22 protein-coding genes are annotated in these 19,396 nt (G+C 64.5%); 15 read left to right on the forward strand and 7 right to left on the reverse strand.

What is annotated here, in order from left to right; translation table 11 throughout:
• The first annotated feature begins 121 nt into the window (after nucleotides 1-121).
• From FXB38_RS33800 to FXB38_RS33810, 3 genes are all read left to right on the forward strand, one after another.
• Nucleotides 122-1,675: a DEAD/DEAH box helicase gene (locus FXB38_RS33800; RefSeq protein WP_148755274.1), complete on the forward strand. Its 1,554-nt coding sequence runs from the start codon at nucleotides 122-124 to the stop codon at nucleotides 1,673-1,675.
• Between the two features lie 23 nt (nucleotides 1,676-1,698).
• Nucleotides 1,699-1,986 carry a translation initiation factor IF-1 gene (gene infA / locus FXB38_RS33805; protein ID WP_148755275.1) on the forward strand — a complete coding sequence of 96 codons (288 nt, stop codon included), beginning with the start codon at nucleotides 1,699-1,701 and terminating at the stop codon, nucleotides 1,984-1,986.
• A gap of 268 nt (nucleotides 1,987-2,254) precedes the next feature.
• A complete protein-coding gene (locus FXB38_RS33810) occupies nucleotides 2,255-2,467 on the forward strand; it encodes a cold-shock protein (protein ID WP_148755276.1) in 213 nt (70 codons plus the stop codon).
• A gap of 92 nt (nucleotides 2,468-2,559) precedes the next feature.
• Here the strand turns inward: FXB38_RS33810 and FXB38_RS33815 are convergent, their stop codons facing one another.
• From FXB38_RS33815 to FXB38_RS33830, 4 genes are all read right to left on the reverse strand, one after another.
• On the reverse strand, nucleotides 2,560-2,922 hold the full coding sequence (locus FXB38_RS33815) for a hypothetical protein (protein WP_246230331.1): 363 nt from the start codon (nucleotides 2,920-2,922) through the stop codon (nucleotides 2,560-2,562).
• On the reverse strand, nucleotides 2,886-3,380 hold the full coding sequence (locus FXB38_RS33820) for a TadE/TadG family type IV pilus assembly protein (protein ID WP_148755277.1): 495 nt from the start codon (nucleotides 3,378-3,380) through the stop codon (nucleotides 2,886-2,888). Before FXB38_RS33820 ends, FXB38_RS33815 begins: the two co-directional genes overlap by 37 nt.
• Before the next feature lie 63 nt (nucleotides 3,381-3,443).
• A complete protein-coding gene (locus tag FXB38_RS33825) occupies nucleotides 3,444-3,941 on the reverse strand; it encodes a pilus assembly protein N-terminal domain-containing protein (RefSeq protein ID WP_148755278.1) in 498 nt (165 codons plus the stop codon).
• A 159-nt stretch (nucleotides 3,942-4,100) separates the two neighbouring features.
• Nucleotides 4,101-4,928 (reverse strand): sterol desaturase family protein, encoded by an 828-nt coding sequence (locus tag FXB38_RS33830; protein WP_148755347.1) that lies wholly within the window; start codon nucleotides 4,926-4,928, stop codon nucleotides 4,101-4,103.
• 256 nt (nucleotides 4,929-5,184) lie between these two features.
• Between FXB38_RS33830 and FXB38_RS33835 the strand changes: the two genes are divergently transcribed.
• The 10 genes from FXB38_RS33835 to FXB38_RS33875 all read left to right on the forward strand — a co-directional run bounded on the left by FXB38_RS33835 (nucleotide 5,185) and on the right by FXB38_RS33875 (nucleotide 14,107).
• Nucleotides 5,185-5,349: a Flp family type IVb pilin gene (locus FXB38_RS33835; RefSeq protein WP_008131913.1), complete on the forward strand. Its 165-nt coding sequence runs from the start codon at nucleotides 5,185-5,187 to the stop codon at nucleotides 5,347-5,349.
• 76 nt (nucleotides 5,350-5,425) lie between these two features.
• On the forward strand, nucleotides 5,426-5,566 hold the full coding sequence (locus FXB38_RS43175; protein WP_187435337.1) for a hypothetical protein: 141 nt from the start codon (nucleotides 5,426-5,428) through the stop codon (nucleotides 5,564-5,566).
• Nucleotides 5,567-5,691: 125 nt separating this feature from the next.
• Nucleotides 5,692-6,216 carry an A24 family peptidase gene (locus FXB38_RS33840; protein WP_148755279.1) on the forward strand — a complete coding sequence of 175 codons (525 nt, stop codon included), beginning with the start codon at nucleotides 5,692-5,694 and terminating at the stop codon, nucleotides 6,214-6,216.
• A gap of 127 nt (nucleotides 6,217-6,343) precedes the next feature.
• Nucleotides 6,344-7,141, forward strand: a complete 798-nt coding sequence (gene cpaB, locus FXB38_RS33845; RefSeq protein ID WP_187435325.1) for a Flp pilus assembly protein CpaB — start codon at nucleotides 6,344-6,346, stop codon at nucleotides 7,139-7,141.
• Between the two features lie 11 nt (nucleotides 7,142-7,152).
• A complete protein-coding gene (locus FXB38_RS33850) occupies nucleotides 7,153-8,628 on the forward strand; it encodes a type II and III secretion system protein family protein (protein ID WP_187435326.1) in 1,476 nt (491 codons plus the stop codon).
• A 20-nt stretch (nucleotides 8,629-8,648) separates the two neighbouring features.
• On the forward strand, nucleotides 8,649-9,383 hold the full coding sequence (locus FXB38_RS33855) for a CpaD family pilus assembly protein (RefSeq protein ID WP_148755282.1): 735 nt from the start codon (nucleotides 8,649-8,651) through the stop codon (nucleotides 9,381-9,383).
• Complete coding sequence (locus tag FXB38_RS33860) at nucleotides 9,380-10,645, forward strand: CpaE/TadZ family protein (protein ID WP_148755283.1); 1,266 nt, start codon at nucleotides 9,380-9,382, stop codon at nucleotides 10,643-10,645. The genes FXB38_RS33855 and FXB38_RS33860 overlap by 4 nt, the downstream gene beginning before the upstream one ends.
• A 20-nt stretch (nucleotides 10,646-10,665) precedes the next feature.
• Entirely contained in the window at nucleotides 10,666-12,129 is a 1,464-nt protein-coding gene (locus FXB38_RS33865) for a TadA family conjugal transfer-associated ATPase (RefSeq protein ID WP_148755284.1), read from the forward strand.
• Between the two features lie 16 nt (nucleotides 12,130-12,145).
• Nucleotides 12,146-13,123 (forward strand): type II secretion system F family protein, encoded by a 978-nt coding sequence (locus FXB38_RS33870; RefSeq protein ID WP_148755285.1) that lies wholly within the window; start codon nucleotides 12,146-12,148, stop codon nucleotides 13,121-13,123.
• 9 nt (nucleotides 13,124-13,132) lie between these two features.
• Nucleotides 13,133-14,107 (forward strand): type II secretion system F family protein, encoded by a 975-nt coding sequence (locus tag FXB38_RS33875; protein ID WP_148755286.1) that lies wholly within the window; start codon nucleotides 13,133-13,135, stop codon nucleotides 14,105-14,107.
• A gap of 63 nt (nucleotides 14,108-14,170) precedes the next feature.
• Here FXB38_RS33875 and FXB38_RS33880 read toward each other — a convergent pair whose 3' ends face one another.
• The 3 genes from FXB38_RS33880 to FXB38_RS33890 all read right to left on the reverse strand — a co-directional run bounded on the left by FXB38_RS33880 (nucleotide 14,171) and on the right by FXB38_RS33890 (nucleotide 16,994).
• Nucleotides 14,171-14,983 (reverse strand): tetratricopeptide repeat protein, encoded by an 813-nt coding sequence (locus tag FXB38_RS33880; protein ID WP_148755287.1) that lies wholly within the window; start codon nucleotides 14,981-14,983, stop codon nucleotides 14,171-14,173.
• Nucleotides 14,984-15,054: 71 nt separating this feature from the next.
• Nucleotides 15,055-16,563, reverse strand: coding sequence for a metallophosphoesterase family protein (locus FXB38_RS33885; RefSeq protein WP_148755288.1), 1,509 nt, complete (start codon nucleotides 16,561-16,563; stop codon nucleotides 15,055-15,057).
• 227 nt (nucleotides 16,564-16,790) lie between these two features.
• The gene (locus FXB38_RS33890) at nucleotides 16,791-16,994 is read right to left on the reverse strand and encodes a hypothetical protein (RefSeq protein ID WP_148755289.1); all 204 of its coding nucleotides are present in this window, start codon (nucleotides 16,992-16,994) and stop codon (nucleotides 16,791-16,793) included.
• Nucleotides 16,995-17,185: 191 nt separating this feature from the next.
• On the opposite strand from FXB38_RS33890, the gene FXB38_RS33895 reads away from it, so the two are divergent.
• Nucleotides 17,186-18,559 carry a leucyl aminopeptidase family protein gene (locus FXB38_RS33895; RefSeq protein WP_148755290.1) on the forward strand — a complete coding sequence of 458 codons (1,374 nt, stop codon included), beginning with the start codon at nucleotides 17,186-17,188 and terminating at the stop codon, nucleotides 18,557-18,559.
• Nucleotides 18,552-19,394, forward strand: a complete 843-nt coding sequence (locus FXB38_RS33900; protein ID WP_148755291.1) for a C40 family peptidase — start codon at nucleotides 18,552-18,554, stop codon at nucleotides 19,392-19,394. The genes FXB38_RS33895 and FXB38_RS33900 overlap by 8 nt, the downstream gene beginning before the upstream one ends.
• Nucleotides 19,395-19,396 lie beyond the last annotated feature (2 nt).

The following is a 19,396-nucleotide window of genomic DNA, read 5'->3' on the forward strand; positions in this document are numbered from 1 at the left end:
CTCTACGGGCGTCTGGCTTGCCCCATATCTCCCAAGCCATCCGACACCCCAAACACGCAGGTGTCTTCTCGACACCCCTTTGCGCGTGCCCCGCTGATTAGGCCGGGCGCCCGCTTTTGACATGAAAAGAGCCCCTCTTTTGACTTCCTTTCAGGACTTCGGCCTCGCCGAACCCATCGCACGTGCGCTCGCCGAAGAGAATTACGTCACCCCCACCCCCATCCAGGCCCAGACGATTCCCACGGCGCTGACCGGCCGCGACGTCGTCGGCATCGCCCAGACCGGCACCGGCAAGACCGCCGCTTTTGCACTGCCGATCCTGCACCGCCTGCTCGAGAACCGCATCAAGCCGCAGCCCAAGACGGCGCGCGTGCTGGTGCTGTCGCCCACCCGCGAGCTTTCGGGACAGATCCTCGATAGCTTCAACGCCTATGGCCGCCACATCCGCCTGTCCTCGACGCTCGCCATCGGCGGCGTGCCGATGGGCCGTCAGGTCCGCTCCTTGATGCAGGGCGTCGAGGTTCTGGTCGCCACCCCCGGCCGCCTGCTCGACCTCGTGCAGAGCAACGGGCTGAAGCTTGGCAGCGTCGAATTCCTCGTGCTCGACGAGGCCGACCGCATGCTCGACATGGGCTTCATCAACGACATCCGCAAGATCGTCGCGAAGCTGCCGATCAAGCGGCAGACGCTGTTCTTCTCGGCCACCATGCCGAAGGACATCGCCGAGCTCGCCGACGCGATGCTGCGGGACCCCGCCCGCGTTGCCGTCACCCCGGTGTCTTCGACGGCGGAGCGGATCAACCAGCGCATCATCCAGGTCGACTTTTCGGCCAAGCCTGCCGTCCTGACCAAGCTCCTGAAGAATGAGCCGGTCAACCGCGCGCTGGTTTTCACCCGTACCAAGCACGGCGCCGACAAGGTGGTGAAGACGCTCGAGAGGGCCGGCATTGCCGCCAGCGCCATCCACGGCAACAAGTCGCAGAACCATCGCGAGCGGACGCTGGCGCAGTTCCGCTCGGGCGAAATCCGCACCCTGGTCGCCACCGACATTGCCGCCCGCGGCATCGATGTCGACGGCATCACTCACGTCATCAATTTCGACATCCCGAATGTACCGGAGACCTATGTCCACCGCATCGGCCGCACCGCGCGCGCGGGTGCCGAGGGCACCGCGATCTCGCTGGTCGCCGGCGGCGAGGAGCTCGGCTATCTCCGCGACATCGAGCGGCTGATCAAGGTGGCGCTGCCGCGGGAAGATAACCGCACGGACGCCGGCCGCAACGATGCAGGCCCGCCTCCGTCACAGCAACGGCAGGGCCGGCCGGGCCGCCCGGGCCAGCGCCCGCAAGGCGCAAGGCAAGGTGACGGACGCCGCGCTGATGAGAGGCGTCCTGAAGGACGGCATAACGCCGGCAAGCAGGGCGACGGAAGGCCCGGCGAAGGTCGGCATGGTGATAGCAGGCATGTTGACGGACGGCCTGGTGGCGGCCAGAAGGTCTCGAAGGGTGCTCGCCGTCGACCGGCCGGTGGCAAGCCGCATTCTTCGTCAAACGACCGACCGGAGCAGCGTTCTTCGCATAGCGCCGGCAAGCCCGATGGGATACAAGGCGTGGCCTTTTTGCGCCGCGACAGTCGGCCGATGGGCCAACCGACCCGCAAACCCTATTCGCACTAGCCGTCCACGACCTGGAGAAATTCATGGCTAAGGAAGAGCTGATCCAGTTCGAAGGACTGGTCACCGAAATCCTCCCCGACGCGCGCTATCGCGTGCAGCTCGACGCCGGGCACGAGATCGTTGCCTACACCGCCGGCAAGATGAAGAAGAACCGCATCAAGACGCTGGCGGGAGACCGCGTGACGGTGGAGATGTCGCCCTATGACCTCGAAAAGGGCCGGCTGATTTTCCGTCACAAGGACGAACGTCCCAGTGGGGCGGGTGGACCTCCGCGTCCCGGACAGCGCGGTGGCCAGTTCCGCCGCCGCTGATCCCCTTAAGGTACGCCAGTGCGGAAGTAAAATTCTGACCTGTATGCTGATCCGCCGCTCACATTGCGGCGGATCAAAAAATCGTGCGCGTCAGGATTGTTTTGGCGCCTTATTTCCAATAAAATCCGTTAATCGATTTTCGGCCGGACGACATTGGCATCCACCGGTACAGCCGGTTCAGACACGCTGACGACCCTTCCAGAAATTCGATCTAACCTGCCTGCGCAAGCGGGCTCTTACATTGTGTATCTGAGAAGGAACTACCCCCGTGAGCATGGGAACCGTGAAGTGGTTTAACGCAACCAAAGGCTTCGGCTTCATTCAGCCCGACGAAGGCGGACAGGACGTGTTCGTTCACATCAGCGCCGTCGAGCGCGCCGGCCTCGGCTCGTTGCGCGAAGGCCAGAAGATCTCCTACGAGATCGTCGCCGATCGCCGGTCCGGCAAGTCGGCTGCCGACAACCTCCGCGACGCAGGCTGATCTCCAGCGCAAGCGCACCGAATAGCGAAAAAGGCCGTGCGGGATGCACGGCCTTTTTTATGCGCTATCGACGATCTCGCCGGCCATCCGGCTCAGCACGACGTCGGAACGCCACCATAGGCAACGCAGGTGACTTGCCGCGGCCGCGTATAGGAGACATCGCTCAGCGTGACGCCCGACTTCAGGACGTATTTGACGGGAGCCGTGTAGATGTAGCTCACCTGGCTGAAGATGAGATAGGTCGACGGAATCAGGAGCGTCGACGGAATCATCGATGTGACCGTGGTATTGGCCGCCAGTGTCGGCGGCGGAGCTGTCAGACTGGCCTGCGTCGCACCGGTCGCAATGACGGCGGACTTGCTCCATTGAATCTTGGCGATGCTGTTTGCGTCGATATAGACCTGAGCAATCGTGCCGTTCACGAGCGTGTTGTCGTACGGCGTGATGATCGACATGCTCGCCGTGAACGTGTTCTGGAGATGGGGTTGTATCCGGTCGTGGTGGGATCGAAGTTGCAGGCAGTGTAGTTGCCGAGCGTGACCGACGAGAAGTCCGAATAACTCTGGACGTCGACCCTGAGACTGTTGCAGTCGAACAACGCCGGAATCTGCTTACAGACGTAGCTCTTGAATGTAGCCTGGGTGCACGGTGTGCTCACACTATTGACCGCACAGCTCGCCACCGAGCCGGACTGCGCCTGGCCCGTGAGGACCACGCGGGCGGAGTCCTGCGTGATGGTCTCGAGCACCTGGCTCGCGAAGAACATCAGCGCCGTCTCGATGATCGCGAACAACAGTGCGAAGAACATCGGCGCGACCAGCGCGAACTCGACCGCGGCGGAGCCGCAGCGATTGCCGCGAAACCGGCGCAGCGCAGTCCGGAGCGTGAACCTCGAAGGTGCAGGCGATGGCATCGCGTGAAATTCGGCAGCGATCTCTGCCCCGGGACCGCCCGTCGGGCCCCTCGGCTGATCTCGCTAGTTCGTCTTGGCAGCCGCGGCGCCGTTGCCGCTGGCACTGCTGCTCAGCGTCCCGGCCTGATTCATCGTGGTGCTGAAGTAATTGTCGCTGTCGCCGAGCGTGACGCGGCGCTGGCAGATCGGCAGGCAGCTATAGGACTCCCGCTCGATCCCGCGATAGACAGTCACGAGCCGGTCGCTCGGGCCTTCGACCTGGATCTGCCGATCGACCAGAATCTCGCCGCCGCGGTCGAGCGCGATAAAGTTGGTGGCGCCGTAACCCTTACCGGTCACGACGATCATCCCGCCGGGCTGCAGCGTCACGTCGGCGATCAGGGGATTCCCGACCACGATCGTTGCCACCCTGCCGGGCAGCCGCACGAGCTTGGCCTGGTCGACATTGACCGCGATGGTATCGGCGGTGGGCTCGGCAAGGCCAACGGCCGGCGAAGCCAGCACGGCAGCCGCAGCCAGAAGACAGATGCGCGCATGACGGCGTAGGAACTCTTTACGCATACTCTTACCCCGGGACGTCACAAACCGGCAGAATCGATCAAAAAGCGGAGCCGGCGCCCGACCCGGTTAACCTGCCTGTAATTCGTGAACGTTCCGCAAACTCGGCAGGTATTGTTTGAATGGACTGGCGTTTCTGTCGCCCCGGCGCCGGACGCAATCCTATTGGCGGAACGGATAAGCAAGCTGGCCGCCGATTTCCTTCGGCATCGTTGCTTCATCCTTGCCGTAATCCTGCGGCAGCTCGCCCTTCGGCATGCGGAAGGTCCCGAACAGCACGTCCCAGATCGGGAAGGTGCCCGCAAAATTGGTGTCGCCGCCCTCCTCGAGCGAGGTGTGGTGCCAGCGGTGGAACACCGGCGTCGCCAGCGCATATCTGAATGGCCCGAAGCTCCAGTTCAGATTGGCGTGCACGAAGGCCGAATGGAAGGTCGTGAACGGGCCGACCCAGATCATCACGTTCGGCGAAATGCCGGCCATCAGCAGCACGACGTCGACGCCGATGGTGCCGAGCATCAGATTGACCGGGTGGAAGCGGGCCGCCGAGATCCAGCTGATCTCCTCGGAGGAGTGATGGATCGCATGATATTTCCAGAACCCGCCGCCGTGAAACAGCCGGTGCAGCCAGTACAGCATGAAGTCGGCCAGGACCAGGAACAGCACGCCCTGCACCCAGAGCGGCAACTGCGACAGCGGGCCGTGGCCGTTGTCGTAGAAGGCGATCAGCTCGTCGGCGTCGTGGATGTTGAAGACGACGCCGGCGGTGACGATCAGGAGTCCGATCCGCATGGTGCGGGCGAACACCGGAACGAAGAACCAGTAGCAGATGTCCGTCACGATCTCGCGCTTGCGCCACCACGACGGACCCGCATTGCAGGCCCAGAAATATTCAAGCACGGTGAAAACCACCGCGAGCATGAGAGTGACCGGGATCACCTTCTCGATGGTCTCGCCGAGCATCAGGGCGACTTGCATGGGTAGGCTCGACATCATCGCTTCTGCTCCAGTCCGCTGACCTCTCTTAGGCCTACTCCGCGAAATTTAAGGGAGAATGAAGTTGATGGCGCGTTCGGAACCGGAACGAATTGCAACCGCCGCCTTAAGGCGAAATTCACTCTGGCCAAAAGCACCGCGTGAGGCACGGGTTTGACCGATCGAATTAACTCTACCGAAAGAGCTCGGCTCACATTCTCGTCGCGTCAAGACAGCGCCGATCGAGGCGACCTCACCAGATGGAGTTTAGTTCATGAAGAACCTGATTGCGCGTTTCGCGAAGGATGAATCCGGCGCCACCGCCATCGAATACGGTCTGATCGCCGCCGGCATCGCGCTGGCCATCATCACCGTCGTCAACAACCTCGGCACCACGCTGAACGCCAAGTTCGGCTCGATCAGCTCCTCGCTGAAGTAAGCCGACCGGCAGACGATGGCAAAAGCCCCGGACCTCCGGGGCCTTTGTTTTTCGGACAGTGCGAGTTCCAGTGGCGTTGCGTAAGCACAGAACCGATGCCGCGGTTACGGCGAACGAGGCGGACACGGCGCGAGGCGACGCCTCGGCATATTGGGTCTGCCTTGCGCTGCTGCTCGCCATGGTCACGCTCGCGATGCGCATCGCCAGCATGTGGTGAGCCTTTTGGCGCCGGATGACCGGCCCCGAAGCTGCTGCGATCGTTGTCGGTTTGTTTAGCACTGCCCCCTAGCATGCGCCGACGCCCCGATCCGGGCGACGGACCCAGGCCTCAAGACGCAGCCCATGATCCTCGACCTCGCGCGCCTTATGCTCTTCCCGGCCTTGATGGCGTTCGCAGCCGCCAGCGATCTCTTCACCATGACAATCTCGAACCGCGTCTCGCTGGCGCTGGTGGCAGGCTTCTTCGTGCTCGCCTTTGCCGGTGGCATGGCACCTTACGAGATGCTGAGCCATATCGGCGCCGGCGCGCTGCTCCTCGTCGCGGCGTTCACTTGCTTTGCGATGGGCTGGATGGGCGGCGGCGACGCCAAGGTCGCAGCTACCGTGGCGCTCTGGTTCGGCTTCGCCCAATTGATGGACTTCCTGCTCTACGCCTCGCTGTTCGGCGGCGCGCTGACCCTGCTCCTGCTCCAGCTCCGGCAATGGCCGTTGCCTTACGGGCTTGCCGGCCAGGCCTGGCTGGCGCGGCTCCACGACAAGCAGACCGGCATTCCCTACGGCATCGCGCTCGCACTTGGCGCACTGATGGTCTACCCCGAGACCGAATGGGTGAAAGCGATCGACCTCGCTCACCTCGCACTGCGCTGAACGCCCAGGATACACCCGGCGTTAAGGCGATTTAGATACGCCTCATTAACCATGCTTTGACGAATAGCTGGTCAACTGCCGATTACGGCGGCGGCAGCGTCGCGGCGTACTGTGGAAAGTGAAGCGTATGAATAGGGCACGCATAGTCGTCCTGACGGTCGCCATCTGCGCCGGCGGCATCGCCGCGTATCTGGCGAGCGGCTCGGACTCTGCGCCGCCTCCAGCGGCTCCGGTCGCGCAGCTTCCCACCACCGACGTCCTGGTCGCCAAGAACGACATCGGCCTCGGGCAGACCGTGAAGCCAGACGACGTGCAGTGGCAGACCTGGCCGACCGCGACCGCCAGCGCCGCCTTCATCCGCCGCAGCGAGCGCCCCGACGGCGCGACCCAGGTCACCGGCTCGATTGCGCGCGCCCCCTTCATCCAGGGTGAGCCGATCCGCGACCAGAAGCTGGTCAAGGCCGATGGGTCCGGCTTCATGGCTGCGATCCTGCCGAGCGGCATGCGCGCCATCTCCACCGAAATCTCGCCGGAGACCGGCGCGGGCGGCTTCATCCTGCCGAACGATCGCGTCGATGTGCTGCTGACGCGCCGCCTCAAGAACCCGGACCAGAGCTCCGGCGCCCAGGATGTCGTCACGTCCGAGGTCATTCTGGTCAATGTCCGCGTGCTCGCCATCGACCAGGCGCCGAAGGAGAAGGACGGCCAGAACGCGGTGGTCGGCAAGACCGTGACGCTGGAACTCAATTCCGCACAAACCCAGCAGCTTTCCTCGTCCCGCCAGGCTGGAACGCTGTCGCTGGCGCTGCGCAGCATTGCCGACGTCAAGATGAGCGAGATCACGCTCGATGAATCCGCGCAGAAGCGCGATGGCGTTTCGATCATCCGCTACGGCATTCCAAGCCAGGCGGCGAAGGCACGATGAGGACAGTCGATATGAGATGCAGGGCAGATCTGGCGACGATGCGGACCTCGATGGTTCGCGCCCTGTCGTTCTCGGCCGCTCTCGCGCTGACGCTCAACCCCGCGCTGACGCCCGTGATCGCCGCAGATTACCGTCCCGTGGCGCCGGTTGCAGCCGACGGCCAGATGAATGCGCGCTTCCTCTCGCTCGGCATCGGCAAGTCGATCGTGATTGACCTGCCGCGAGACATCAAGGATGTGCTGGTTGCCGATCCCAAGATCGCCAACGCGGTGGTCCGCTCGTCGCAGCGCGCCTACATCATCGGCGCCTCGGTCGGCCAGACCAACATCGTGTTCTTCGATTCCGCCGGCCAGCAGATCGCCGCCTATGACATCGCGGTCAAGCGCGACCTCAACGGCGTGCGCGCGGCGCTGAAGCAGATCCTGCCCAATTCCGACATCCAGATCGACGGTCTCGGCGACGGCGTCGTCCTGACCGGGACTGCGGCCAACCCACTCGAAGCGCAGCAGGCCAACGATCTCGCCGCACGCCTTGCCGGCGGCCCCGAGAAGGTGGTGAATTCGATCGTGGTCCGCGGCCGCGACCAGGTGATGCTGAAGGTGACCGTCGCGGAAGTCGCGCGCACCGTCATCAAGCAGCTCGGCATCGACCTCACGGCGAACCTGAACTACGGCACCTCGGTGGTGAGCTTCAGCAACTCCAACCCGTTCACGGCGCTTGGCAAGAATCTCGTAGACGGCAACGCTCTGACCACCAAGTTCGGCGCGACACCGTCGGTGCAGGCAACCCTGCGCGCGATGGAAACCGCAGGCGTGATCCGGACGCTGGCCGAGCCGAACCTGACCGCTATCTCGGGTGAATCGGCGACCTTCATCGCCGGCGGCGAATTCCCGGTGCCGGCAGGTTATGCCTGCGACCCCACCACGCATGTCTGCACCACCCAGATCAGCTTCAAGAAGTTCGGCATCTCGCTCAACTTCACCCCCATTGTGCTGACCGAGGGCAAGATCAGCCTGCACGTGATGACCGAGGTCTCGGAACTGTCGAATGAAAATGCGATCACGCTGTCGCAGGCCGTGACCTCGACTTCGGTCAACTCGCTGACGGTGCCGTCGATCAAGACCCGCCGTGCCGAGACCTCGCTGGAAATTCCCTCCGGCGGCGCGATGGCGATGGCCGGCCTGATCCAGCAGCAGACCAAGCAGGCGATCAGCGGATTGCCGGGGCTGATGCAGCTCCCGATCCTCGGCACCCTGTTCCGCAGCCGCGACTTCGTCAACAACACGACCGAGCTGGTCGTGATCGTGACGCCCTATGTCGTCCGCGCGGCGGCGCCAAAGGACCTGTCGCGGCCGGATGACGGCTTCGCGGCGCCCGCGGATCCGCAGGCTGAACTGATCGGCAACATCAATCGCATCTATGGCGTGCCGGGCCGGACCGAGCCGGCAAAGAACTACCGCGGCACCTACGGCTTCATCACGGACTGATGGCGGAACGGGGACATAGTATGATCACAACACGACCCCAGACCCGCTACCGCGCCGCCGGCCTCGGTGGCGTGCTTGTCGGTATCGCGCTCGCGCTCGGCGGCTGCCAGCACGACGAGGTCGCCACCGCTTCCATTCCCGACGATTACAAGCAGCGTCATCCGATCGCGATCGAGGAACAGAACCGTTCGATCGTCGTGTTCGTCGGTCACGCCCGCGGCGGCCTGACCGCAGCCCAGCGCGCCGACGTGATGGGCCTGGCCTCGACCTGGATGCACGAGGGCACCGGCGCCATCCACATCGATGTGCCGTCCGGAACGCCGAATGCGCGCCCGGTGGCGGAATCGATGCGCGAGATTCAGGCGATGCTGGCAGCGGCGGGCGTTCCCCCGCGCGGCATCATCGCCCGTCCCTACCAGCCGGAAGACAAGCGCTTCCTGCCGCCCATCCGGCTGACCTATTCCAAGATCGCCGCGGTCGCGGGCCCCTGCGGCCTGTGGCCGGAGGATCTCGGCCCCTCGATGAAGAACAAGAGCTGGTTCGAGAACAAGGACTACTACAATTACGGCTGCGCCTATCAGCGCAACATTGCGGCCATGGTCGACAATCCATCGGACCTCGAGCAGCCGCGGTCCGAAACTCCGGCCTACACGGCGCGCCGCACTGCCGCCTTCGAGAAGTATCGCAAGGGAACTCCGACGGCGGTTGCCTATCCCGAGGCTGATAAGGCCAAACTCAGCGACACCGGCAAATGATCAACTACGCGCGCCAGACTCAAGAAGAGCAGCCGGAGACCCCTGCGCCGTTCGAGGAGCATATTGCGCCCGCGCCGCGCGTCTCGGTCCAGGCCTTCTGCGAAACCGTGGAGACTGCTGCAGCCGTGCAATCGGCGGGCGAGGATCGCCGTCTCGGCAAGGCCCATCTGAAGATCCAGATGGGCGGCATGGCGGCTGCGATCGAAGCCTATCGCTCCGCACCAACGCCGAACGTGATCGTGCTCGAGAGCGACGCCCGCAACGATTTGCTGGCCGGGCTCGACCAGCTTGCCACCGTCTGCGACGCCGGTACCCGGGTGGTCGTGATCGGCCGCATCAACGACGTCATGCTCTATCGCGAGCTGGTGCGCCGCGGAGTCAGCGACTACGTGCTCGCGCCGGTTAGTGCGATCGACGTCGTCCGCTCGATCTGCAACTTGTTCTCCGCGCCGGAAGCCAAGGCGGTCGGCCGCATCATTGCCGTGGTCGGCGCCAAGGGCGGCGTCGGCGCCTCCACCATCTCCCACAACGTCGCCTGGGCAATCGCGCGGGATCTCGCGATGGACGCCGTGGTCGCCGATCTCGACCTCGCCTTCGGCACCGCCGGGCTCGACTACAACCAGGACCCGCCGCAGGGCATCGCGGATGCCGTGTTCTCGCCCGATCGCGTCGACACGGCCTTCATCGACCGCCTGCTGTCGAAATGCACCGACCACCTCAGCCTGCTGGCGGCGCCGGCGACGCTCGACCGGGTCTATGATTTCGGCACCGACGCCTTCGACGCGGTGTTCGACACGCTGCGCGCGACCATGCCCTGCATCGTGCTCGACATCCCGCATCAATGGTCGGGCTGGACCAAGCGCGCTTTAATCGGCGCCGACGACATCCTGATCGTGGCGGCGCCGGACCTCGCCAACCTGCGCAACGCCAAAAACCTGTTCGATCTGCTGAAGGCCGCGCGTCCCAACGACCGCCCGCCGCTATACTGCCTGAACCAGGTCGGCATTCCCAAGCGGCCGGAGATCGCGGCGGGCGAATTCGCCAAGGCGATCGAGAGCCAGCCGGTCGTCTCGATCCCGTTCGAGCCTCAGATCTTCGGGGCGGCCGCCAACAACGGCCAGATGATCGCGGAGATCTCCGCCAACCACAAGTCGATCGAGATGTTCCTCCAGATCGCCCAGCGCCTGACCGGCCGCAGCGAGACGAAGAAACAAAAGTCGTCCTTGCTTTCACCGCTGATTGAGAAGTTGCGGCGAAAATAGGCGCCCCATGGAGTTGTTAAGTGTTCGGTAAGCGTAGCGGAACAGACACCGACCTTCGGGCTCCCAAGCCCGGCGCCGTGTCGCCAGAGCCTGCCTCGGCTCCGGCGCCGACGGTGTCGCGCGCGCCGCCCCCGCCGGCCGTCGCCTCCCCGCCGCTCGCCCCTTCCCGGCCTGCGCCGGCCATGGAGAGCCGCCGCTCGGACAATTATTACGAGGTCAAGGCGACCATCTTCGGCGCGTTGATCGAGGCCATCGACCTCGCTCAGCTCGCCAAGCTCGATTCCGAGTCCGCGCGCGAGGAAATCCGCGACATCGTCAACGAGATCATCGCGATCAAGAACATCGTGATGTCGATCGCCGAGCAGGAAGAGCTGCTCGATGATATCTGCAACGACGTGCTCGGCTATGGCCCGCTCGAGCCGCTTCTGGCGCGCGACGACATCGCCGACATCATGGTGAACGGGGCCGGCACGGTCTTCATCGAAGTCAGCGGCAAGATCCAGAAAACCGGCATCCGCTTCCGCGACAACCAGCAACTCCTCAATATCTGCCAACGCATCGTCAGCCAGGTCGGACGGCGCGTCGACGAATCCTCGCCGATCTGCGACGCGCGCCTCGCCGACGGCTCCCGCGTCAACGCCATCGTGCCGCCACTCGCGATCGACGGTCCCGCGCTCACCATTCGTAAGTTCAAAAAGGACAAGCTGACGCTGGATCAGCTGGTCAAGTTCGGCGCGATCTCGCCGGAAGGCGCGGAAATCCTCCAGATCATCGGACGTGTCCGCTGCAACGTGCTGATCTCCGGCGGTACCGGCTCGGGCAAGACCACGCTGCTCAACTGTCTGACCAACTACATCGAGCACGACGAGCGCGTCATCACTTGCGAAGACGCCGCCGAACTTCAGCTCCAGCAGCCTCACGTGGTGCGGCTCGAAACCCGGCCGCCCAACATCGAGGGCGAAGGCCAGGTCACCATGCGCGAGCTGGTGCGCAACTGTCTGCGTATGCGTCCTGAACGCATCATCGTCGGCGAAGTCCGCGGCCCGGAGGCCTTCGACCTCCTCCAGGCCATGAACACCGGCCATGACGGCTCGATGGGAACGCTGCACGCCAACAATCCGCGCGAAGCGCTGTCACGCTGCGAATCCATGATCACGATGGGCGGCTTCTCCCTGCCCTCGCGCACCATTCGCGAGATGATCTGCGCCTCGATCGACGTCATCGTCCAGGCCGCGCGCCTGCGCGACGGTTCGCGCCGCATCACCCACATCACCGAGGTGATGGGCATGGAAGGCGATACCATCATTACGCAGGACATCTTCCTCTACGACCTGGTCGGCGAGGACGCCAACGGCAAGATCATCGGCAAGCACCGCTCGACCGGCATCGGCCGCCCGAAATTCTGGGAACGCGCCCGCTATTACGGCGAAGAGAAACGCCTTGCCGCTGCCCTAGACGCCGCGGAATCGGCGCCAACGACGTGAGCGGGTCAACGCAGCCATGAACATGCAAGTCCTCGCCCTCGCCTTTCTCGCCACCGCCGCGGTCGGCGGCATCGCCTGGGTCTTCCTCTATCCGCTGCTGTCAGGCGAACGGAAGGCCGAGAGCCGCCGGGCCTCGATCGGGCGCGCCGACGTGCCCGCGGCCAAGCAGGCTGAAAAGAGCCAGCGCTCGCGCCGCGAGCAAGTCGAGACTTCGCTCAAGGATCTCGAGGCGAGGCGGGCACAGGAAAAGAGCGTCCCGCTCCACATCCGCCTGTCGCAGGCGGGGCTCGACTGGACGCCGAAGAAATTCTGGATCGCATCCGCCGTCGTGGCGGGCGTGTTTTTCTTCGGCGCGCTGTTCGGTGGCGGCGGCCTGATCGGCGCAGTCGGTCTTGCCTTTGCCGGCGGCTTCGGCCTGCCGCGCTGGGCGCTGGGCTTCCTGAAGAAGCGCCGCGAAAACCAGTTCCTGAAGGCGCTGCCCGATGCCGTCGACGTCATCGTCCGCGGCATCAAGGCGGGCCTGCCGCTGTTCGAATCCATCAAGGTCGTGGCGGCCGACGCGCCGGAGCCGCTGCGCAGCGAGTTCCTGGCCATCATCGAGACGCAGGCGATCGGCATGCCGCTCGGCGAGGCCTGCTCGCGCCTCTACGACCGCATGCCGCTGCCGGAAGCCAACTTCTTCGGCATCGTCATCTCGATCCAGCAGAAGTCGGGCGGCAACCTCTCCGAAGCGCTGGGCAACCTCTCCAAGGTGCTGCGCGACCGCAAGAAGATGAAGGAAAAGATCCAGGCGATGTCGATGGAGGCCAAGGCCTCGGCCGGAATCATCGGCTCGTTGCCGCCGATCGTGATGCTCCTCGTCTATCTCTCCACGCCCGGCTACATCTCGCTGCTGTGGACCCATCCCACCGGCCAGCTCATGCTGGTCGGCTGCGTCGTCTGGATGTCGATTGGCATCATGGTGATGAAGAAGATGATCAACTTCGATTTCTGATGGTGCCGTATGGTCGATTTACTCGTCACAAAGCTGCACGACGTTCACTTCATGACCATGCTGCTGGCGGCCATCGCCGCCAGCGCCACCGTGTATACGCTGGTGATGCCGCTGTTCGCCGGTGAAGGCCTCTCCAAGCGCATGAAGGCGGTGGCGAGCGAGCGCGAGCGGATCCGGCAGCGCGAGCGCGAACGCCTCAACAAGAGCGAGAAGGTCTCGCTGCGCCAGACGCCAAAGCAACTCGTCTCCAGGGTCGTCGAGGACTTCAACCTCACCAAATGGCTGGCGCAGGAAGCGGCGCGCGACAAGCTCATCATGGCGGGCTATCGCGGCCAGGCGCCTTACATCACATTCCTGTTCGCCCGCATGGTGGCTCCGCTCGTGCTGTTCGTCGGCTCGGTCGTCTACGTGTTCCTGATCGCGCATATGGAGAAGTCGGTCCCGATCAAGATCGGCATGTGCGTCGGCGCGGCCTATGCCGGCCTCCAGGCGCCGATGCTGTTCCTCAAGAACGCGATCTCCAAGCGCCAGCTCTCGATCAAGCGCGCCTTTCCCGATGCGCTCGACCTGTTGCTGATCTGCATCGAATCCGGCATGTCGGTGGAAATGGCGTTCCGCAAGGTCGCGACTGAAATCGTCGGCCAGTCGATCGCGCTGTCGGAGGAGTTCACGCTGACCACGGCCGAGTTGTCCTATTTGCAGGACCGCAAGGTGGCGTACGAAAACCTGGCGAAGCGCACCGGGCTCGAAGGCGTCAAATCGGTGTGTCTTGCACTTCAGCAGGCGGAACGCTACGGCACCCCGCTTGGCCAATCCCTGCGCGTTATGGCGCAGGAAAACCGCGACATGCGCATGAACGAAGCCGAGAAGAAGGCCGCCGCGCTGCCGCCAAAGCTGACGGTGCCGATGATCCTGTTCTTCCTGCCGGTGCTGTTCGTCGTCATTCTCGGGCCGACCGGCATCAAGATCTCCGAGCTGCACTGACGCCGGAGATTGCGGACCGCACGCGGTCCGCAGCCAATTTCAGGATCGGAAGATCGGGTCTGATCAGTCGGGCTGGCTGAGCGAAGCAACCGGCGTCCGCTTCGACGCACCGCGCGGGCCATCGTTGCGGTTCAGCATTTCCTTGAGATACGCGACGTTGGCCGCGGCCTGGTCCGGCGGCAGGTCCGCCTTCACGATGGTCTCGGCCTCGGCGAAGCGGCCCTGGAGGCCGACCACCAGGCCGAGATTCTGCCGCACCCTGGAGCTCGCACGCGGTGAAGCGTAGGCCTGCCGCAGCGCCTCTTCCGCCTTGGGCAGGTCTCTCGACAACATGTAGGACAGGCCGAGATTGGAGAGCACGCCGGGATCGCCCGGCGCAATCTTCAGCGCGCTCGCATAATAAGCACGCGCCTCGTCGTGACGGCCCATCTGATCGAGCGCGGTGCCCTGCACCGACAGCAGGCGCCAATCCGGATTGTCGGGCGAATGCGCCTTGGACAGCACGTCGAAGGCCTGCTGGAAATTGCCGTTGTCGGCGAGCGCGCGGCCGTATTGGGCAAGCAGCTGCTTGTTGCCGGGATTGGCGATGGTCGCCTGTTCGAGCACCGCGGCGGCTTGGGCGCGTTGGCCGTTGGCACGCAGGGCCTGGCCATAGGCCAGCGCCACATCGGGATCCTTGGGGTTGGCGCGGTAGCGCTCGCTATAGGTCTCGATGGCGCGCGCCGGATCGACCGGGGCGGCTTCCGCCTTCGGGCCGATCGAGCCGGTCACATCGGAGAGTTTTGACATTGCCGTGCAGCCGCCGAGGCTCGCTGCCGCCAGCGCGATCAGCGAGGCGGAGGCAAGAAGCCGGGCGGGACGGAACCGTTGACGCATGACGCTTTGACTCTCGAGCCGATTGATCGAGCCGAACGCGCCAGCAATAGAGTGTTAACCCTAATGGCCGGTTAACGCGGAAGACCACCGCCTTGTGGCGGCATCTCACTGCCAAGGCCCATATCGAGGTCGAGCAGCTTCATCTGGTCGTTCAGGTCCCGCAGCAATTGCAGCCGCCGGCGCGTCCTCCCCTCGATGTCGGCAGCCTCGCGCGGCAACGTCGGCCACCGGCGCGAGAGGTCGTCACGATTGACCAGGCGGTCGGCGCGGAGCTCGTCGAGCGCGGCGCGATCGATGCCGAGCGTGTCGGCAGATTGTCCGATCAACAGACGGAGCAGCCCCTTCACTTCGGCCAGCGCCGCGAGGTCGGTCCTCTGTACCGACTTCGCGAACCTGCCAGAGAGATCCGCCCACGCATGGGAGGTGACGAGATAGGTGTAGAGAATGTCAACCCAGTTCTGCCCGCCGTCATCGTAGAAGGCGCGGCGCGACAGCAGTCGACGCGCAAGTGCCCGGACCTGATCCCGCTTCAACGATGCGCATGAGGCGATCTCGATCACCGATTGGACCGCAGGATCCCGGGACAGATCTCGTCCCACAGGAAGCCTGACGACACCATCCGGCAAATTCGAATCGAGCGGCCTGAAGGCGCCGTCATCGCGCGGCCGCGAATATCGGGCGATTGCGAAGCGGTGCTCGGGCCGCTCGGCGTCGGACGCCGCACCAAAATGGATGATGTTGAAGCCGGCGTCGTCGCCGCCCTGCCCGGTGGAGGACGGGCAGGAGAGCACATAGATCGTGCGCCAGAAATCCTCGCCGCCGCTCCGGGGCGCACGCGGGTCGGGAATCGAATAGCGGGTGAGCCCCTCGACATGCCGGTGCCCGTGCAAGACCAGATTGACGTTGAGCGAGGTCGCCGCTTCGAGAAAGGTCGCGGGCGCGGCGAGATACATCAGCGGCTCGTCCGGAACCCCGAGAAACCGCTTGCCCTCGCCGGTCGCCTGCGGCAGCGGATGATGATGCAACGCCAGCACGCGCACCAGATTTTCCGCGGGCTCGGAATAATCGGCGCGTCCGGCCGAGCCGATGCTGCCGGCGAGCTCGACGCTCAGCCGGGCCGATTGCGCGACTATCGCATGATAAGCCTGCTCATCGATGTTGCCGCCGACAAGCGTCGTCAGGCTTGCCCTGTTGGAGTCGAGCAGCACCAAATCGAGACCGGCCTGGCGATAATAGACGCTCTTCGAGGTGCGCGGCAGGTGCAGATAGTCGTAGGCGTCGTGCCGGCCGCCGCGCTGACTGGGAGGCTTGGCGTCGTGATTGCCGGCAACCGCCTGGATGTCGGTGAACAGGCCGGTCCGCCGGAACGACGCGATGACCGCGAGCGCTTCATCGAGCGCACGCGGTGTCGGGTCGTTCACGAGATCGCCTGTGATCAGCAGGATGCGGTCGGGCACATCCGAAAACTCCGCCATCCGCTCGCGCAGCGCCCCGGCAAGGGCCTCGATCGTCGCAAGCAGCCGGCCTGACCCGTCCAGATGCAGGTCGGATATCTGCGCAATAACAAACGATCTATCCATGTTGCGCCGCTCATTGCGAATGCTGCGTCGCTCAAACGATTGAGGGAAATGCCTTCGACGAAGAGTTCAGTCAGATATCAACCGGGAACGGCGGACGGCACAACCTAAAAATATCCACCAATAATGCCACAACCGCAGCGCTAGTAAAGCCCTGCGGCAACCCGCTCGTGAACGGCAGTTCTCAAACGACATACGCGCGCAATCAGCGGATGGTTTCGCTGATGCGATCAATATTCGATGGCGAGACGCTTGCGGATCTCGTCAATACGTTTGTCGAGCGCATTGAACCGGGCATGGATCGACCGGTCATGGAGATAGAAGACGTAGCCGCCGGCGAGGAACGCGAAGACCCAGTGGTGATGCTCGACATAGCCAAAGACGGCCTCGATGGCCTGGCCGATGAATGTGATCACGCCCCACACAAATTCCATTGTAATTCCTCCCGGCACGCTTCGTCTTCGGTCACCGGCGTTCTCTGCGCAATCTGGCAACCGCTGCCGGAACCTAGCATAGCTGCTTCTCTGCGAGTAGCGGCTCACCGGGCGGTGACCGCAATGCCGATTGCAGCCACCGCAAAACTCTGCGAAGTCTCCTCCAACCGAATGACCTTGCGGACCCGCCAATGCCTTCCGTCTTCGAGACGTCCACGACTGCCACCCCGATCACCTTCGTCACCAAGTCGAGCTGGGATGCCGTGCGCGAGACGCTGCCGCCGGCGCAACGCCAGTTCGCCACGGCGAGCGCCTTTGCCACCAAGCCGGGTGGCTATCTCGCGCTGCCCGCGCCCGACGGCACCATCGCGCAAGTGCTGTTCGGGCTCGAGGACGACGATGCCAGATCGCGCGATCCGTTCCGGCCGGGCGCATTGCCCGGCCTGCTGCCGCCCGGCACCTATCGCTTTGCCAATGCACCGCACGATGCACGACTGGCGGCACTCGCCTTCGCGCTCGGCAGCTACCGCTTCGCCCGTTACCGCAAGGCCGACAGGCCCGACGTCCGGCTGGTGCCGCCTAACGGCATCGACCCCGCCGAAATCAACCGCATGGCGGATGCCGCGATGCTGGCGCGCGACCTCATCAACACGCCGTCCAACGACATGGGGCCGGAGGAGCTGGCCGCGGCCGCGCAAGAGCTCGCCGCTGAGTTCGGCGCAAGCTACGCATGCACCATCGGCGAGGATCTCAGAACGAACTTTCCGCTGATCCACGCCGTCGGCATGGCCTCGGACCGTGCGCCGCGGCTGATCGACGTCACCTGGGGCGATCCCAGCCATCCCAAGGTGACGCTGGTCGGCAAGGGCGTCTGCTTCGACACCGGCGGGCTCGATCTGAAGCCGTCGAGCGGCATGCTGATCATGAAGAAGGACATGGGCGGCGCCGCCAACGTGCTGGCACTGGCGCGCATGGTGATGGATGCGAGGCTGAAGGTGCGCCTGCGCGTGCTGATTCCGGCGGTCGAGAACGCGGTCTCCGGCAACGCCTTCCGTCCGCTCGACATTTTCACCTCCCGCAAAGGCATCACCGTCGAGATCGGCAATACCGATGCGGAAGGCCGGCTGGTGCTCGCCGACGCGCTGGCGCTGGCCGACGAGGAGAAGCCTGAGCTGCTGATCGATCTGGGCACGCTGACCGGCGCCGCGCGCGTCGCGCTGGGGCCGGATTTACCGCCCTTTTATACCAATGATGAGACGCTGGCCGCCGACGTTGCGCGCTGCGCGGTGAAGGAGAACGATCCCTTGTGGCGCATGCCGCTGTGGCCGCCCTACGATGCCTGGCTGGACTCCAAGACCGCCACCATCACCAACGCACCTTCCGGCGGCTTTGCCGGCTCGATCACCTGCGCGCTGTTTTTGCAGCGCTTCGTCGAGCACGCCAGGAGCTGGTTGCATGTCGACATCTATGGCTGGACGCCGTCGGCCAAGCCGGCGCGTCCCGAGGGCGGCGAATGCCAGGCCGCCCGCGCCATCTACAAGGTGCTGAGCGAGCGCTATGCATGATCCGCGGTTGACACCGGCGCGGGGCGACCTCGCCGCCAAATATCTCGAAGGCAAGGTGCAGGCAGATCGTTTCGTCACCGGCGAGGAATTCGAGGTGATCGGGCCGATCGCAGCCGTGCGCGAGCAGCCGTCATCGAACGCGATGCTGATGACGGAGGCGCTGCGCGGCGAGCGCGTCACGGTCTATGATCGCAACGGCGAAGGCTGGGCCTGGGGCCAGCTCAATGGCGACGGCTATGTCGGCTGGCTCCCCGATGCGGCGCTGATGAAGCCGACCGCCGCGCCGACACACAAGGTGAGTGCGCTGCGGACACTTGCCTTCCCCGGTCCCTCGATCAAGCTGCCACCGGCCGACGCGCTGGTCCTGGGATCGAAGCTCACGATCGTGCGCGAGGACGGCAGTTTCGCCGTCGCGCGCGAGGGTACATTCCTGCCGAAGACCCATCTCGCCCCGCTCGATCATCGCGAGCCGGATTTCGTCGCCGTCGCCGAGCGCTTCGTCGGCACGCCCTATCTCTGGGGCGGCAAGAGCAGCCTTGGCATCGACTGTTCGGGCCTGGTGCAGGTGTCGCTGACGACAGCCGGCATCGGTTGCCCGCGCGACAGCGACATGCAGCTGGCCGGACTCGGCCGCGCGCTGGAGCCGCACGAGCGGAGCAAGCTGCAACGCGGCGATCTGATCTTCTGGAAGGGCCACGTCGCCATCGTGCGCGATGGCAGCACGATGGTTCACGCCAATGCGCACCATATGGCGACGGTGCTCGAAGCTATCGAGCCGGCTCTCGCACGGATCAAGCAGGCGGGTAGCGAGATCATCGCGATCAAGCGGCTCTGACG

The organism is Bradyrhizobium cytisi, from assembly GCF_008123515.1.
Lineage (GTDB): Bacteria > Pseudomonadota > Alphaproteobacteria > Rhizobiales > Xanthobacteraceae > Bradyrhizobium > Bradyrhizobium cytisi.